At 39.2% G+C, this 17375-nt stretch carries 14 protein-coding genes; 2 read left to right on the forward strand and 12 right to left on the reverse strand.

Annotated elements, in window-relative coordinates:
- The 3 genes from pheT to KA531_02750 all read right to left on the reverse strand — a co-directional run.
- Window positions 1-1406, reverse strand: a 1406-nt coding sequence (pheT, locus tag KA531_02740) for a phenylalanine--tRNA ligase subunit beta (protein ID MBP6005792.1), incomplete at its 3' end; no start/stop codon positions are given.
- Window positions 1403-2431: a phenylalanine--tRNA ligase subunit alpha gene (gene pheS, locus KA531_02745; GenBank protein MBP6005793.1), complete on the reverse strand. Its 1029-nt coding sequence runs from the start codon at window positions 2429-2431 to the stop codon at window positions 1403-1405. The genes pheT and pheS, both read right to left, overlap by 4 nt.
- Before the next feature lie 18 nt (window positions 2432-2449).
- Complete coding sequence (locus KA531_02750; GenBank protein ID MBP6005794.1) at window positions 2450-2896, reverse strand: hypothetical protein; 447 nt, start codon at window positions 2894-2896, stop codon at window positions 2450-2452.
- 635 nt (window positions 2897-3531) lie between these two features.
- Between KA531_02750 and KA531_02755 the strand changes: the two genes are divergently transcribed.
- Window positions 3532-5433: a hypothetical protein gene (locus tag KA531_02755; protein ID MBP6005795.1), complete on the forward strand. Its 1902-nt coding sequence runs from the start codon at window positions 3532-3534 to the stop codon at window positions 5431-5433.
- Window positions 5434-5436: 3 nt separating this feature from the next.
- Window positions 5437-6018 carry a cob(I)yrinic acid a,c-diamide adenosyltransferase gene (locus KA531_02760; GenBank protein ID MBP6005796.1) on the forward strand — a complete coding sequence of 194 codons (582 nt, stop codon included), beginning with the start codon at window positions 5437-5439 and terminating at the stop codon, window positions 6016-6018.
- A 59-nt stretch (window positions 6019-6077) separates the two neighbouring features.
- On the opposite strand, the gene KA531_02765 is transcribed toward KA531_02760, so the two are convergent.
- The 9 genes from KA531_02765 to KA531_02805 form a co-directional block, all read right to left on the reverse strand.
- Window positions 6078-6632 (reverse strand): hypothetical protein, encoded by a 555-nt coding sequence (locus KA531_02765; GenBank protein MBP6005797.1) that lies wholly within the window; start codon window positions 6630-6632, stop codon window positions 6078-6080.
- 20 nt (window positions 6633-6652) lie between these two features.
- Complete coding sequence (locus KA531_02770; protein MBP6005798.1) at window positions 6653-8617, reverse strand: C39 family peptidase; 1965 nt, start codon at window positions 8615-8617, stop codon at window positions 6653-6655.
- A 26-nt stretch (window positions 8618-8643) separates the two neighbouring features.
- Entirely contained in the window at window positions 8644-11160 is a 2517-nt protein-coding gene (locus KA531_02775) for a hypothetical protein (protein MBP6005799.1), read from the reverse strand.
- 2011 nt (window positions 11161-13171) lie between these two features.
- Window positions 13172-14137, reverse strand: a complete 966-nt coding sequence (locus tag KA531_02780; protein ID MBP6005800.1) for a PHP domain-containing protein — start codon at window positions 14135-14137, stop codon at window positions 13172-13174.
- On the reverse strand, window positions 14097-14873 hold the full coding sequence (locus KA531_02785; GenBank protein MBP6005801.1) for a hypothetical protein: 777 nt from the start codon (window positions 14871-14873) through the stop codon (window positions 14097-14099). Before KA531_02785 ends, KA531_02780 begins: the two co-directional genes overlap by 41 nt.
- A complete protein-coding gene (locus tag KA531_02790) occupies window positions 14839-15096 on the reverse strand; it encodes a hypothetical protein (protein ID MBP6005802.1) in 258 nt (85 codons plus the stop codon). Before KA531_02790 ends, KA531_02785 begins: the two co-directional genes overlap by 35 nt.
- Window position 15097: 1 nt before the next feature.
- Window positions 15098-16102 carry a tryptophan--tRNA ligase gene (gene trpS, locus KA531_02795; GenBank protein MBP6005803.1) on the reverse strand — a complete coding sequence of 335 codons (1005 nt, stop codon included), beginning with the start codon at window positions 16100-16102 and terminating at the stop codon, window positions 15098-15100.
- Between the two features lie 184 nt (window positions 16103-16286).
- The gene (locus tag KA531_02800; protein ID MBP6005804.1) at window positions 16287-16595 is read right to left on the reverse strand and encodes a hypothetical protein; all 309 of its coding nucleotides are present in this window, start codon (window positions 16593-16595) and stop codon (window positions 16287-16289) included.
- A 19-nt stretch (window positions 16596-16614) separates the two neighbouring features.
- Window positions 16615-17375, reverse strand: a 761-nt coding sequence (locus tag KA531_02805) for a hypothetical protein (protein MBP6005805.1), incomplete at its 5' end; no start/stop codon positions are given.

Raw genomic sequence — 17375 nt, forward strand, 5'->3', positions numbered from 1 at the left:
AGTCCAACTAGCTTAATAATCTCCTCAGCAAGATCAGCAGACATCAAAATGTCTCCCCTCCACCAAGGGATCTCTATTTGACCAGATTTCTCATCATAGGAAAGAGTGAGCTTGTCTAATTGACTAGCCACTTGATCGAGGCTGACGTCAAGCCCCAGAAGTTTACTGATCTTATCAAAATCCAGATCTAAACTTCTTGTTTCTGAGTCTAACAGACGATCGAATTCTAACTCCGAAATCAATTTAGCATTTGCTAAATCTTCAAACAAGTTGACAGCCCTCGCCATAGCTAGATTACGAATCAAATCTGATGGCAAGCCTTTCTCAAACCGCGTTGAGGCTTCTGACCTTAAGCCATGACGAAAACTTTGCCTACGAATAGTTGCCGGATTCCAACTAACCATTTCGAGTAAAATTTTTGTAGTATCCTGATCAACAGCTGTTGAAAGACCCCCCATGACACCTGCTAAAGAAATTGGCCCCGATTGATCTGCCAAGATTAAGTCTTGACTAGTAAGTTCCAACTGACTACCATCCAAGGTTATCAACGTCTCCCCATCTTGGGCAAATCTAATTTCAACTCCCCCTTTCAGCTTTTGATAATCAAAGCAATGAGAAGGTTGTCCAGTCTCTATCATGACAAAATTTGAAATATCCACTACCAGATTGATAGACCTTATACCGCTTGCTAGCAAACTCTCAACCAACCAATCTGGGGATTTAACACCTGGCTCAATATCCAAGACTAATCCAGCGACCAATTCAGCCTGATCTTTGACCTGAAGATTTAATAAGTTTGAACCAAGCTTAGGAGTTAATTGCTCTATCTTTGGTAGTACTAATTTTGCAGAAGTATATGCGGACACCTCACGTGCCAGACCAATCAGGCTAAAATAATCCCAACGATTGGAAGGTAAGCTAATGTCAAATACCACATTTTGATCAAAAACTGTTGCCACCGGAGTACCTAGTACTACATCTATATCAGTTAGCTCAATAATCTTGTTACTCTGATCGGCCAATCCCAATTCATCAGCACCACAGATCATCCCACTAGAAACTTGACCAAAAATTTTTCTCTTTGTAATCTTAAATCCTCCTGGCAACTCAGAGCCTACCTGAGCAAAAGCTACTCTGATACCTGCCCTAGCATTTGAGGCTCCACAAACTACTTCGATCGTTTCTACTGCATCTGGGTCAATCATAAGCCTACAGAGCTTTAATCTATCAGACCCCTCGATTGGTTCAGCCTCAATGATTTGAGCAACTATTATTTTCGGGTCAAGTTGATTAGGTACAATTACCTCCTCGACTTCTACCTCTGTCCTAGAGAAAGCCTGCTCCAACTGCTTAGCACTGAGTTTGGTACTCAAATACTGATTAATCTGGTTCAGCCCTATTCTCATCTAACAAACCTCTGCGTCAAAAAGCGATAATCCGGTCTCCAAAAATATCTAACGTCCCCCACTCTGTATTTGACAGCTGCCAAGCGATCTAAGCCAAACCCAAAAGCAAAGCCTTGATACTTATCCGAGTCAATCCCCTGATTTTCAAGGATTTTTGGATGAACCATACCACCACCAGCCAATTCAAGCCATTGACCACGATACTTAACATCTATCTCTACCGATGGTTCGGTAAATGGGAAAAAACTGGGACGCAATCTAGTCTCTATCTGATCTTCCAAAAGTTCACTAAGTATCGACTGGATTGCTCCGCGCAAATCAGCCATACTAATACCCTCATCAACCACTAGGCCTTCTAATTGATAAAAATTCCAAAGATGGGTACTATCTTCATCTTCATTACGATAAACTTTACCCGGAACCAAAACCTTGATTGGTAACTGATTGCTCTCAAGGTATCTAATCTGTACGGGTGAAGTATGTGTTCTAGCAAGCATCTGCTTACCATCATGATATTGATCAAGGTAAAATGTATCCCAACCATCCCTAGCTGGGTGATCAGGTCCGATATTAAGAGCAGTAAAGTTATACCAATCAGTTTCTATTTCTGGCCCATCAGTTACCCGATAGCCCAATTTACCAGCCAATTCTATCACTTCAAGCAAAATACGTGATATCGGATGTATTCTTGCTTCAGACTGTCCAGCATTACCTAGTGGAGCCGTCAAATCAAGTCTACCCCAATCCGTCTGCTGACTTAACAATTCTTTTTCTCGATCAGCCGCCATTCTAACCATCTGATCCTTGAGCTGATTAATACTCTGGCCAAAATTCTTTCTTTCTTGGTAGTTAGCAGTACCCAAACCCCTTAAAGCTTGATTGATTTGACTCTTCTTGCCTAAATAAATTCTCCGGAGTTCGGTTAAGCCTGCTAGGTCTTTTTGCTTTTTAAGTTGATAATCAAACTGCTTGACTAGTTGTTCGATATCTTCAATCTTGATAGCTTGATTCCAATTACTTGTCATACTTATTTACTTTTTTTACTAATCAATTTTTTTAATATTTCTTGCACCTGGACGCAAGTTCCTGACTAATTCTACTACAATTATCGTCAGTATCAAAAGCACTCCATCTCGATAATCAATTATTCTCAAACTCCTGACGGCTAGTATCACAACAATAATGATCGAAACTACTAAGCTTCTGATCAGCTGAGTCCGAATTATAGACCAATCTGGTCTGGTTTGCAATTTTGTCCTTGTCTGATTTCTATAAATTGGTCTCAACCTAATCATCAATTGTATACCCGTCATAGCTATAGCCAGTAACCCAAACCAAAACATTATCCCTATTGGGCCGATGGTTTCAGGTGTACTCAAGAACACAAAACTCAAGACAAGAGCGCCACCAATAAAACTAATGAACAATATAATTATTCTTAATCTAGCCAGGCTAATCCTCTCCTCTAGTAACTCTTTTTTGGATTTCATAATAGCTCAATTCTATCATGAAACTTCCAAACAAAAAACTATCACTGTCTCAATATATTCCTTATCATTACCCTACAGGTCCTTTCCATATCGTTAACACTTCACACTACCAGATTATTCTTAACCAGCCAGCTAGTCTACTGATCCCGATAGTGTAGACAAATTTTATACCTAGTAATCAAAAATTTTAATCTTTTGTACACAATAATTATTTCTCACATTTTGAAGTTCATATTGAACACAATTTTACCGACAATATGGTCTACTCCCTTGATCAAATATTTTACTCACCAATATTGCGAACGTTTAGCATACAATTATTTCTAGTGTCGTTCACTTATTCCCTATATTTATATCTATGATTAATTGATAATGTAAATATTTCATCAATATATTTCAAAGCTACAACCACACTATTTGTATACTGGAATAATCAATAAACACCCTAACTTTAATAGACAAAACCACGATATAGCCTATGTCGCAAAATATCTATGTAGACTTACATCAATCAGCCCGCTACCCTGCCCTAGAAATGAACTACTCGAGTAGGTTATTTGACTTGTGAATACCACTCAAATGAGCTATGATATTGGCATAAGGGGTTCTGATCAATTTAAAGGAGAAAAACCTATATGCAAAACTATGGTCAAATGATTGATAAAGAACTAATCAAAGAATTAGGTCTCGACCAGATTCATCGTGACAAATTAGAGGGTATCCTAGATGAATTAGCTGTAATACTTCAGCCTGCGCTCTCTGATAAGCTCGAATCCTCACTTACCGATCAACAGCTTGATCAATTCGATCAATTTCTAATCAAGAATGATGAGGTAGGTGCCTTCAGATATCTTCAACAACAAATCCCCAATTTTACTGATGTAATCAAGGCTGTTATCTCTGACCAAAAGGAGATATTGCGATCGAGGGTTGAGATGCTGATTGGTGGAGACCCTAGCCTGAGAGCTGCCTCTGAAGATCAGAGTATTCTAGCTAGCCCCCAGATGCAAGGCTCTTCTGATCCTCAATCCCAAATAGTAGCTAGTACACCCTCACCCTTACCGGCTAGCAACACCCCCATCACTCCTCCACCCACAACATCAATTGCTCCCCCACCTAAAAGCTATTCGGATAGAATAGCCAAAGACAAACAATTAAATACTAAGACTGATGAATCGAAAACTGCTATTCGTCCAAAATCTGACGATAATAAATCAAATCAATCTGCCTTTCATAAAAAATCTAACAATAATGCTCCTCAAACTATTTCAGGAATAGATCAAGCTCCTCATGCATTCAATCTTCATGGTGGAAATTACAATGATAATCCCAATTATCAACCCAATAAAATGCCTGGTAATATTAATTCTCAATCCAATGTCCAGCCTAATATAAACAATATCCCTTCAGTTGAAACTTCTCCGGATGAACAAACACTCAAAGTTGAAATACCAGACTCTCAACCATCTACCCCTTCTAGCAAGATCAACCCCCCCACTACCAAGCCCTTAGCCTCTGGCGGAGGAATGACGCCCAGTGAACAAACTGCCACCACTAGTCCTGGCTCTATCCCTCAATCAATACCACCCAAGCCATTTTCACCCAAGCCCGTAACCGACTGGATGTCTACTAATAAACAGCAATCTAGTCCTAGTAGACCATCAGTAAGTCCTGATAATAACTTACAATCCCCTATACCTGCCCCATCAATTTCATCTAATAATATTGATGTTGGCTCTTCCCCGTCACCTACCTATTCAGACCAAACTCCAACCACCACTATCACTAACCTCTTATCCGAAAATCAATCAATAAAAATTCCAGATATCAATGCTCCAGAAAGTGTTCCAAACATCTATGAAGATGCTTATTTGCGTAGCAGTTTTGATCGCGGCACTAATCCTATATCACCATCAATACAACCCCAATCACCAACCAATCCAGTTGCAACCAACCATCAGACTCAACCCAGCAATCAACCATCTCTAAATTCTACCTATAATCCCTATGATAGTATTGTAGATAACACTACTCTGAGTCAATCCCCCACCAACCCATCCTCTTCTTATCCGGAACCCTCTGCCAATTCCTATGCACCTCCCAAAAACAATCTCGACTTTCCTCCTGCCTCGACTCTCCAAGCCTATCCTACGGATAACTACTCAGCCAGCACCTTATCTACTAGCACTCAGTCCTTCAGACCTACAGTGCCCGGACTGAATTCTTCAACCAACCAATCCTTGAATCAGCCAGCTCCAAGCTATTCCCCTACTCAGCAACCAGTTCAAACCCCACCGACCCAGCCAGCTGCCTCAGCCTACGCTACTCCAATGCCCAGCTATCAAACTAGCACTCTTGATGGACAAAATATATCCACACCGATAGCATCGAACACAGCTTACCAGCCTCCTTCAACACCCTTGAGTCCACCTATTCAACAACCGCCAACTCCAACCCCATCTTCTAATCAAGCTCCAAACTTTGATTATACAAATCCTGCCACCAACCCAAATCACCCCCTAAATAGTATCAAGTAGCCTATGCCAATCTATACCAAAAAAGGAGACCAGGGCAAAACTTCTCTTTTCGATGGTACTAGAGTCGATAAGACAAATGCTAGAATCAATTGCCTCGGCACAATAGATGAATTGAATAGTACCATTGGGCTACTGACTTCTCTTATAGATCATGATCAAGAGCTAATGAATAACGATATAGCTGTCAATAATACTACTTTACTCAAAGATATTCAATCTAAGCTTTTCTCGATCGGAGCAAGTATTGCCAACCCTGCTATAGAGGTGTCCGAATCTGATTATCTGGATTTTACCAGTAAAGTAGAGAGTTTAATTGATCAAATGACAACAATTTTGCCTGAGTTGAAAAACTTTATTTTGCCGGGAGGTAGCATAGCAGCCTCCCAAGCCCAAGTGACTCGTTCTGTTACCAGGCGAGCCGAAAGAACTTACTTCGGACTAGAAGAATACCCGGACATCACTATTAGCCCAGCAATTGCCAGCCTACTCAACCGTCTCTCCGATTATTTCTTTACTCTCGCCCGATACCTCAACAACACCTCTCAAACCCCAGAATCAATATGGAATTCTAAAAAACTATCTTAATCAATAATTACCCGAGTCTAGATATCTGATACTTGAAAATATGTATTTGAGCTTCTTGATTACGGATTGCGCATTACCAATATCCCAACAAGTGTTCTTCCATTTGGGCCAAGCGTTGCCATATGCCTGGTAGGCTTTTTACCCGGGAAGTATCCTCCCCTGATGCAGATTATCCTATCTTGTTTAATTTGTATTGGTTGAGCAACCTCTCCTTGGTCATCTTTATAATATAAAGTTCCAGTTCCTTCTGTGTACCAGTAGATTACCAGAGCAGTATCTTCTCTATCGGTATGCCAATCCATTGTCCCCGTATTGGTCAAGGGCTCCAAACATGCCAACCTGTATTGGGCTAATCCTCCCTCTAACCCCTCCAATAGATCACCCATATTGGGATTTGCCCCAAGCCAACCAATAATATCTACTGGAGTCAGCTTGGATAAGCCTGGTATTTTAGTGGTAGCTACTCCTTTTGTACTAAGTTCATCAGATAAACCCTTAAAAAATTCACCTAGTAGTCCCTTAACCCCTTCCGGGATAACCAAGAAATCCATACCCCACGAATCAGTAAAATCATCAGGGCTACTGCTACTGGTATTTGGTATCTTTTCTTCCATCATATCAACCCTAACTTACATCAATACACCACCACAGCCTGATTCGACAAGTTGCCATGGATATTCATATTAGCCATTAGTTGAGCTGCTGTCCAGTTCAGTTGACCACTAATTGGATCATTGATAATGAAGCTTGTCGGGTTATCAGGATTCCCTCGAAAACCTATTACAGTTCTGACATGCTCACCTATATAAGCACCTACTGATGAACCGTTGACATTCCAGTCCATCCTCTGGCCGCTATAACTATAACCCCAGATTACTACTGGATTATTATTAGCTATCTGATTTGCTATAAAGCTAGCCGATACTCCATAGTGTACGCTAGCGTTTGCTCCCATTAATTGGGCTGCTCGCGCAACCGGTGGTGCATACACTCCATAGCCCGTTTTGGTGACCTGACTACCATATACATCCCCGACAAACATCTGATAAGGATCATCCCACTGGTTACCATTTTCCTGCCAATGTCTTGGATTATAGCCCATGAGACTCATTATATGATTTTCAGTCGTATTGATCCCTCTATATGCTAATGCCATTTTGAGAGCTGCTGACTCACAAGACAATGGCATAGTCTGGTAGAATAATGGCACTCCCAATATTGTCACCCTTTCCTCCGTCACAAAACTCCCAGTAAATCCACTACTACTCGGCAAACCGAACCCAACATTAACTACCCCTATCTCGATCACTACACGATATTCTGTACTATAAGCCAAACTACTATTCGGTACTACCAAGACAGTTTGATCACTTATCCACTCCAAGTGATAATCAAAACTCGGTGCTACTGATATCCTTGCTTCAGCTGAAGCTCGATCAACAGCTTGCGAAAAATCTACCCGAAATTTAGACCCCGTTGACACCCCATATCCACCAGGAGATATTGATGCATAAACTGCACCAACTGATCTAACCCTGAAGCTCCTCACACTATCAGCCTCCAGCACGCCTCCAGCTTCAGTTCTAGCCCCAGCTAACACCTCAATCTCATAGCTAGACCCTGGGCTAATGCCACTCGTATCAAAACTCAAATTGAATGGGTCTAGCCAATTATATCCCGCAAAGCTAGTCTGAATACCAACCTGACTTGTCTGCATTGGCTCAGAAAAACTGACCACAACATTTGATCCCGGAATAATATTCTCTGCCTGATTAATACTAAGAACTGGCTTGCGAACTGTCTCAAATTGATAAGTCTTGATCGGATTTTGCTGGTCTTTGTAATAGTCAAAAACTTCTACCTGATAGTTGGTTGATTGCTGATAATTTGACTTTGGCTGAAAGTTAACCTTGGTCTGGTCTTCTGATAAATACTTATCAAATTCGATAGCTGGACTAGTCTTAATCTGAAAATTACTCAAATCATTATTGGGATCAGTTAGTGCCAAGGTTAATTCTTGGTCTATCTTGATATTCTGAGCCTGGTCAAAGTTTGTACCCTGAATCTCTGGTGCATCTTGAGTCCGAAAGCCAATCTTCAAATTTTGCTTCTCACTAAACTTTTTTGCAACACCTTTCAATCTTATTTGATAATCAGTTCCGGTTTGTAACCTTGACTCTGGTACTAGCTCGATCTGTTTAATTAAACCGAGTGAACCGGAATTGACCAATTCAATACGATAGTCAAAGCTCGGCTCAACCTCAACCTCAAATTCTTTCTCTACCCCTAGATTTGTCTGAAGCCTTAATGATTGTCCAATCTCAAGCTTGGGCTCAATTGGTCTAAGTGCCAAATCTTGACTTTGATAATTCCAGACATTAACCCCGATAATTAGTGCCAGTAATCCGACCTGGAGCAAAGTTAAACCCAAGAGTGCTAATCCCAAACGACGAGAGCCGTAGCGAATCAACCCCAACAAGCCTAGATAAATCAATGTTATAGAGCTTGGTAAATCAGCCTTGTTGGGTTTTAGTATTTGTTGATCAGTTTGGTTATTTTGATATTTTTTGTTTTTTTGTTTATTTTTGTTTTTTGACATCGAACCCTTTTTTAATTAATTATTATCTAATATCCATCTCTTCTTTTGTATTTAAAATAATGGTAAACATAAATAATCAAAATAGAACTTAAATAAAATAAAATTGACATACTATAAATGCTAAACTCGCCAATATCGTAATAATCTAGAAATTGCCAACCAGCTACTATCAAGAATAATCCCGCTAGATACTGGCCAACAATTGTTCCCCTTCTTCTGGCTTCAATTAAGGTTAGGGTAAAAGCGGTCACCAGTATCCCCCCACAAACCAGTTCTCGATTCTCTACTGATAAAAGTAGCTTGAATACAATTCCAAAATAAAGACCTAATAATGCACCAATCCTCAACCACTCAGCGTGAGCTTTTTCAAAAAAATTTGCCATCAAATACCAAGCCACGCCAGCTAGAATCGGCACAATAGCAGTCAAGGATTCAACATCCAAGATGTAAAGTAGCCGATAGATACCGACAAAAAATGCTAGACTTGATGCAATTCGGGTATAATGCAGATGTTCCTCGGCAGTCAACATCAAAAACAGTAAGGCCAAGAGCAATAGGCCGGCCACGCTAATGATATCACTAGAAAGCAATAAGAACAGGCTTGCTAAAACCATACTAATCATACCTGTTAAATGAACAATTATCCTACCAGAGAAATAATAATCCCTGATACTAATGTTTGATTTCTTGACTTTTTGACTAAGCTTGAGCTTCTTATCACTCACTATGATCATAGTAGCTGCCAAAAGTACCCAAAGAATCCCTAGTCCAGATAGTTTGATATGATCAAGCTGAACACCTATTTGCAACGGGACAATCATCAACATTAGTAAGAATAATCCTAGACCAATGGGGTATAGTCTCTTCATTGCCTTGATGCTAGCTAATGAATATTCGGATATCACGAGACCTATACCTACGATTAATGTAAAAGACCCAACAACAAACCAATCATTTCTAGCAAGCCAACTCGACATGATAAATGTTACCAGGTTAACTACCCCTGGAACAATCAGAATATACCGCATATCTAAAGCACTAATACTCAACTTGAGTTGACCATGATGTAGTTTCAACCAAAGTGCGATTACTACTATAAGCAAGCTAATGATATCCACTAATAACAGCCCAGAAATAACACTGTCAAAATAATACTCAGACAAAAATAAAGTAGCAAGTACTGCTAAAGCCTGCGATAAAACATACAGACCAGTCTTGGTTGATAATCTGATACTATTAACCCCATAAACTAAACAATAAAAACTGATTACAGAAAGGTAGCTAAATGCACTTAGGCCAGATGCCATACCAATTAATACCAATATTGTAGCCATTGCCACAATACCATTACCCCATATCCGAATAATATTCTGCTCTTCTAGATAATGATGCCTGTTGGTTAATTCAAATATAGATGCCAAAGCAACAATTGGTAATATTGCCAATCTGTGGTCAATCCCCAGATAGATTGGCAATGCATAAATCAATATATAGATAGATCCTAGCACTAGATGGAATACGTATTGATGCTTATGCTGACTATAATTATAGCCAAGCCAAGCAATACTCCAGAAGCAACCAATTGTCATGGTCAAACTATAGCTATCAATATTAAATCCAATAGTAGCTAACCATCCAGCTAGTAATACTGCTAGAATAAATATCCCTTCCATTACCTTAAAAGAACCTATTATCAAGGGCTGCTCTTCTTCAATCATTAGTAGTAAGAAATAGATACCGACCAAAACCAAACTGCCAGCTATAATCATAATATTACTAACTTCTAGGCCAATCCCTATGATATTTGCAATCATTGATAGACTTATTGACAACAAACTTAGTTTGCGAAAATCTGCTGAAAGAACTTTTTCGAAGAATGAGCTCGATAGTAGGATTAATAACACACCTGCCAATGCTCCAGCCAGGCTAAAACTATTGAATCCTCCCCCCGCAGCATAGACTAATGCTTCAAGCCCTAAGATTATCGAGATTCCCAGACCATTTGCCGTGACCCTACTTCTCCTCAATTCATAACCAAAGATCATGACAATAACCACCAATAAATAACTGACCAACCAATAAAGATTACTAAGACCAAAATCACTATATAGTCTGACTAGGACTGGCAAGAATAGTACTGATGGACTAGCTAGATCATACCAACCAGACCAAATATTGTTATCGACTACCTGAGCTTTTGTCAAATAATACCTGATTGAGATTAGGGTAAAATTGATCCCCAACAGAATCGCCAAAATCAAACTGAGATTGCTCAAGTCATATCCAAAACTCAGAATTGCAAGCAATACCAACATCCCAGTATTGATCACCAACAATCCAGATAAAATTCCAGTCAGTAATCTGCCAGTGGCTATTTGTTGCTTAACTCGCTTCTTACGCCTGGAACGGACATCTGAACTCTTGGCCATTAACCCATCTACTAGTTGCCCATTGCCAGAGGTATCTAGTGGACTAGCAGAAGCCACTAGACTAAGAAAGGCGAATAGACCTCCTGTCAGACCAAGGCCTAACCAAACTAACACTTGACCTCCATACAAAAAGTACCCAAGATCCTAATAGCTTTTAGCTGGATTTGGGTACTAGTTGTTTGTTTTGTAATCATTTTGTTTAAGTGATTTTAGGATAAGATTTTTAGCGTTATCTTATCTGGACAACGACAAGAGTTCTTAACTCTTATGTCTAGATTATAAAGAACTAAATATTTATACGCAATAGTTTTTTGGACTTTTTCTGGGGATAACTCCAAAAAAACCAAATAAAATAGCGACTCCTCGCTAAATACCTTGGCATTTAGCAAAGAACCGCTATTTTTTAGAATCTTTGTACAACTATCCAGTGCCAATACTTTCATACTCTAACCACAATAAGAGTATGATCGGGCACTATTGGCACCCTCCGTTTAAAAGTGTTATAAAATATAACTAATCGTTGTGGTTTGGGGTGAAGTGCCCGATCAAGTAATAACCTGGGTCTATTTTGGACTCAAGTTATTGGCAAGCCTCCTCGACATCCATTGATGAGGAACCTAAGTCTGCTCCAAACAGCAGTTTGAAGCACGCCTAGGTCCTCACCTAAAGCTAACTAACAATCTAAACTAGACACGTTAGTAGATTTTGGATTAGCTACAGCTTTGGACTATAGCTGGTGCGAGGTGTGATATCAGTTGATTTGTTTGAGTTCTTGATCAACGTCAATCACAATCATTATTTTCTCTGAAGCTGAATATTTCTTTGCCTAGCATTGAATATCATAAGATACTAATTGTATCTTAGTATTTGCCCCATTCTCTCTTAGTAAAAACTAATTGAGAAAAAATATTCATAACCTCTAAACTTACTAGTTACCAAACTAGCCCAAATTGAATCTTATCGATTCCATCAAGGCTTGCTTTGGCGTCTCTAATCTAATATTACTAGATAGTAACTATCTCAAATATTGATTAATAATTCATAAGACCAGGCTGTTATGAAACATACTGATCTTAATTGATCAAAATCAATTAAAGAAAGTCATACCCAATAGTAGTTTGTTGCTATTAGATCATCTACGATAATCTAATTGACCAACAATCATAGACTGTAAGCCTAAAGGGTTTCAGAGGTATTCCCTTACTAATCATCAGAGTAAGGGGATCTTAAGCTAGGCAAAGGGGGTATAATCCTAGCTTAAGATTCCCCCACTCTTATTGTAGTGTTTCAACTGATACACTACCCGACTATCCCTTAAAATAGTTGGTGACTCAATACTCACCAACTAGTTAGATTATAACTAATTGGGTGGCGAACAATCTTATCCCATCTGATCTTACTAGCCAGGTACTATTATGCTTGGCGTAATGTTCACGCACTATATCAAGCTTTGCACCTTCTAGTTACCGATCAAACCCTCCGGATAAGATCAATGTCTTGTATTGATTTGGTAGATTATTGATATAATCAAGCTTGTTAGCAAGACTATCCGACAATCTACCTTGGTAAGGAAATTGATTTGGCTTTGGATTGTAAAAGAACCTTATTGAGCTTGATCCTGTCAGGCTCAACGTTTCACTGATGACTTAAACTTTCATCATGGTTCAATCTTAGCAAAGCATGAGCGTAATGTCAAGCATATTGTAGTAATAATAATAACGTAATTTTATTTTCAATCTTATGATTATAATAAGATTCTTATTTTACAATATATATAATTGCAATTTATGTTGTAATAATGTATACATTATTACAACTTGCTCGATATTCATTACCCCGTGTATAAACCATAGTTCTCCAAAATATTAAACTTGATACTAAAAATAGTTTTTCGAAAAGCAAAGATAACATTCAATCTGATTTCATAAACTCTCACCAGCTCCTACCGCTATATTTACACCCCTTAATCTTATTGCTCTTAGTAGATCAAAAGTTTAGCCTGAACTATATTACTGGAAATACAAAATCCATATGTCATGCTACAGCACCTATATTCCTAGCTCCTAGTTCTGTACTTTCTTGACTAGCTTATACACAAAACTATACCCTATAAAGAATCGAAAACTTACTCCCTAGGGAAAACCTTAAACTCACTCGATACTGATACTATAGGGAAAAAGGGGCTATTATCAGCAATAGAAATATATTCAGACCTAGAACCTAGTGTCCTTCCTTCATCATATCTATGGAAATCTGAGCCTGCAAGCATCTCCAGCCCTAAGCTTTTTGCCATTATACTAAGAATACCCTCATAGTCTCTTTGTTCGACTTTACCTAATGGTTCACTTGTATCTGAAGGAATATAGTCATAAAATACCTCCAATCCATCCACGCCTGATCTCTGAACTATACCTTGAACTACTTCTGCGCTAGTACCTCTGTATAAATATTCAATTGGATGAGCTACACTCGCCACCCCTCCGGCATTATGTATACAATCAACTGCATTTTTTGGGGAAACAGAACTCTTTGGTACAAAAAATACACCCCCTTGATTCATAGTGAGTTCAATAAAGTGACCTACTGACCTAGCCTTTGTACCAAGTAATGAAGTGATTATATCTTCAGGATTCTGTGCTAATACAGCTTCTGCTAAATTGTATTTAGTAACTGATACTCCATCTGGAATGGCTTCTCTGTTAAGCTCTAAACCTTGAGATTTAATTTTTTGAACCAAAGCATCTGCATAATTACTTCTTGCTTGTTTCTGAAGGTCAATAAATCTACTGATAGCATCATGCCCTGGATCAAAACCATGCCCCAATACATGAACCCCAAGATTTGCTTCTTGATCATATGTAGAAAATTCAACCCCTGGAATAAGGATTATTCCTAATTCTAGGGCATGCCTAGCCAATGACTCACCGAAGGTAACTTTATCATGATCAGTAATCGACAATCGAGATATACCTAACTCAGATGCATCTTCAATTAGCTGACCAGGATCTAGACTTCCATCTGATTTATTTGAATGGCAATGTAGCTCAATACTAGGCATCAAACAACCACCTACTAACAAGCTGAGTTTCATTCAACAATCTTCTATCAAAAAGATCTTTCATCTCAGGACTACTAGTAACTTTTCTGTACTTGGAAGAGTGATTTGTACATAAAAATTCTAAGAAATCTTCAGGAGTATATGCCTGGATCATAATTGATACCAACCTTAGAACTTCTTGAAGTTCAATTAACTGGTCTTTTTGTTGCTCGAGTTCCATAAACTGCATTCCCATTAATACATCAGCCAGTAAGTCATATTCATCACCACTTCTCGTTGGTTTCCATGACATATACATAGATAGTGGGCTAATACTTATTGGTGCTAATACTTCATTTCTCAATGCATCATTAAGTTGTTGTTGTAAATATAATACATCTTGTAATGTTACGATATGAAGATCTATGGGGAAATTACTACTTTCTAAAGACTGAAAATCAATAATTGACCTTGCTGCCGTTCTAATATCTCGATCACTAGATTTATAACCTTTTCTTGCAAATATATCTTCTATAGAGCTCAATCTTTCTAGATCATGTTTAATAGTATCATCTTGAAAATATATCCAAATGTCTAAATCAGGCGAAAATTTTAACCAATCTCTTGGCTTAATATCTGTCTCAGGACAGCCTACACAATCTATCTTGAAATCACTTATAGACCCTGATCCAGTACAGCGAATACATGTGTCAAGAAAATTATCGACCGATTGACGACTCTGTAAACCACCTAGACTATCGGCAGGCAATATGTCTAGCAACTTCACCACTAGGCAAGATGATATCTTCCTCTACATCCCAAGCATCTAGCGGATATCCGGATATAAATACCGCCTGTGCCGATATATCGTTAGCTATTCTTGTCACCTCTCCCAATTGTCTCTGAAACTCTTGATGAATTTTTTCAGGGTTATGTAATGTATCATGGCCAAATTTCCTCAAGCCATCCAAAACCTTTGCACTCGATGATTCAATATTGTGAGTTCTATCCATATTAAACCAACCCCACTACTTGTTTGACCTGTTCAATCTTCTGCTCTGCTATCTTTTGACAGTACTCTTTTCCTTCATCTACTACCCTAATGAGCATTTCATGCCCTGCCCTAAAACTTTGATATCTATTTTGTAAATCAGACAACTTATCAATCACCAATACTGCTAAATCCTGCTTGAATTGACCATACCCAATATCAACATAACGCTTCTCTATCGCTTCTATTGATAAATCACCCTCAAACCCTCGATATATATCAATTAGGTTACTAATAGCAGGTTGTCGATCCGGATCATACCGCACTTCACCATATTGATCTGTTACGGCTTTGCTTAACTTCTTATGAATTAGTTCAGCTGAATCCTCTAGTAGGACAAAACTCATCTGATTGTCACTACTCTTGCTCATTTTCTTGGTCGGATCTTGTAGATTCATGATCCTTGACCCCTCCTGAACTATTTGACCCCTTGGTACTACAAATACCTCACCATAAAGATTATTAAATCTGCTAGCAATATCCCTAGTCAATTCAATATGTTGCATCTGATCATCTCCAACAGGCACGATATCAGTACTATAGAGTAAGATATCAGCCGCCATCAAGACTGGATAATTATAAATACCAACCAGTAGCCCTTCTGGCTTCTGACCAGCAGACTTATCCTTGAATTGAGTCATCCGATTGAGCTCACCAATGGTCGTATAATTGTCTAATATCCAAGCAAGCTCACTATGAGCAGGAACGGTGGATTGAACCATGATTTTTGTATTACTCCTAGTCGGGTCGATTCCCATCGCAAGCAACCAAGCAACCATATCCAAGGTACGTTCCTTAAGTTCCTCTGGATTTTGTCTAGCTGTAATAGCATGTAAATTAACAATACTAAATATTAGCTGACTATCTGAATTATCTTTTTGTAGCTCCACCCACTGCTTCATTGCCCCAATATAGTTTCCAATAGTTGGACGGCCACTCGGCTGTATCCCCGAAAATATCCTAGTCATATCTATAGAGATTTTAACACACCGCTCTTCCCTCACCAACCCTCACTACTCCTTTACCCATGCCAAGCAATGCCGCATCGGACTTCCATTTTCGAGGTCTGACCTCGAAAATAGCTACCCTAACAGATATAAAATTGCGAGGTCTGACCTCGAAATGGGATTTATGGTTGGAGTAATAAAAGAGCTATTGGTAGCTTCTTATTCTTCCAACAATTACTACAATTAGTATTGCTAGACCGAGAAACCTGCGCCAAAGATTAACTCCATGGCGAATTTCTAGATAAGCCCAGTAGATCAAACTAATATCCCTAGCCAACCCAAAGTAATAGCCAATCGAGAATCTACCAAGTACCCAGCTCGCTAATCCGAAATAAAACCAGAGCTTCAGGGGCAGATTGGCTGACTGAATAACAATAATCCTGCCCTGACTATCCCTAAAGCATCTATCTACCAGGGAGTTTTTGCATTGACCGACAAATTGACTAACTTTCATCGGTCATTAGCTAAGTAAGTTATCTTCTGAAGGAATCCTTAACCCTGCTCTTGATATTAATCAACCAAACCAAGCTGGCTATTACAGTAGCAGCAAGTGTGATAGTCACTATCCCGGCACCAGTCTTTGGTAGTTGTTTGACCTTATCAATTAGGCTATCTTTTGCGTCTAAGTAATCTGGTATACCATTACCATCTTTATCCAGAAAGCTCTTAGGATCATCTGGATCTGTTCCATTTTGCTCTTCTACATAGTCAGGCACTCCGTCACCGTCAGTGTCCAAGTAGTCATTAGGGTCGTTGGGGTCTGTGCCTTCTTGTTCCTCAATATAGTCAGGTACGCCATCCTCATCAGTATCATTATAGTCATTAGGGTCGTTGGGATCAGTACCATCTTGTTCTTCAATATAGTCGGGTACTCCGTCATCGTCAGTGTCGATATAGTCATTAGGGTCATTAGGGTCTGTACCATCTTGCTCCTCAATGACATCAGGGACTCCATCACCATCTGTATCAGTGTAGTCGTTAGGATCGTTGGGGTCTGTACCATCAATTTCTTCTTGATAATCTGATACTCCGTCACCGTCAGTGTCTAGATAATCATCCGGGTCATTGGGATCTGTGCCATCTTGCTCTTCGACATAATCAGGTACTCCGTCACCATCGGTATCAATCTCTTCTAGGTAGTCAGGGATCCCGTTATTATTTTCATCGACAAAATCATTGGGATCGTTAGGGTCAGTGCCATCTTGCTCTTCGACATAATCGGGTACTCCATCAC

The organism is Candidatus Saccharibacteria bacterium (assembly GCA_017983775.1).
GTDB lineage: Bacteria > Patescibacteriota > Saccharimonadia > JAGOAT01 > JAGOAT01 > JAGOAT01.

Bases quoted from the DNA above. Each gene is read 5' to 3' on its own strand.
- KA531_02765 (MBP6005797.1), bottom strand. From the start codon at position 6,632: ATGGAAGAAAAGATACCAAATACCAGTAGCAGTAGCCCTGATGATTTT.
- pheS (MBP6005793.1), bottom strand. From the start codon at position 2,431: ATGACAAGTAATTGGAATCAAGCTATCAAGATTGAAGATATCGAACAA.
- KA531_02770 (MBP6005798.1), bottom strand. From the start codon at position 8,617: ATGTCAAAAAACAAAAATAAACAAAAAAACAAAAAATATCAAAATAAC.
- KA531_02755 (MBP6005795.1), top strand. From the start codon at position 3,532: ATGCAAAACTATGGTCAAATGATTGATAAAGAACTAATCAAAGAATTA.
- KA531_02760 (MBP6005796.1), top strand. From the start codon at position 5,437: ATGCCAATCTATACCAAAAAAGGAGACCAGGGCAAAACTTCTCTTTTC.
- KA531_02750 (MBP6005794.1), bottom strand. From the start codon at position 2,896: ATGAAATCCAAAAAAGAGTTACTAGAGGAGAGGATTAGCCTGGCTAGA.
- KA531_02780 (MBP6005800.1), bottom strand. From the start codon at position 14,137: ATGAAACTCAGCTTGTTAGTAGGTGGTTGTTTGATGCCTAGTATTGAG.
- KA531_02790 (MBP6005802.1), bottom strand. From the start codon at position 15,096: ATGGATAGAACTCACAATATTGAATCATCGAGTGCAAAGGTTTTGGAT.
- trpS (MBP6005803.1), bottom strand. From the start codon at position 16,102: ATGACTAGGATATTTTCGGGGATACAGCCGAGTGGCCGTCCAACTATT.
- KA531_02800 (MBP6005804.1), bottom strand. From the start codon at position 16,595: ATGAAAGTTAGTCAATTTGTCGGTCAATGCAAAAACTCCCTGGTAGAT.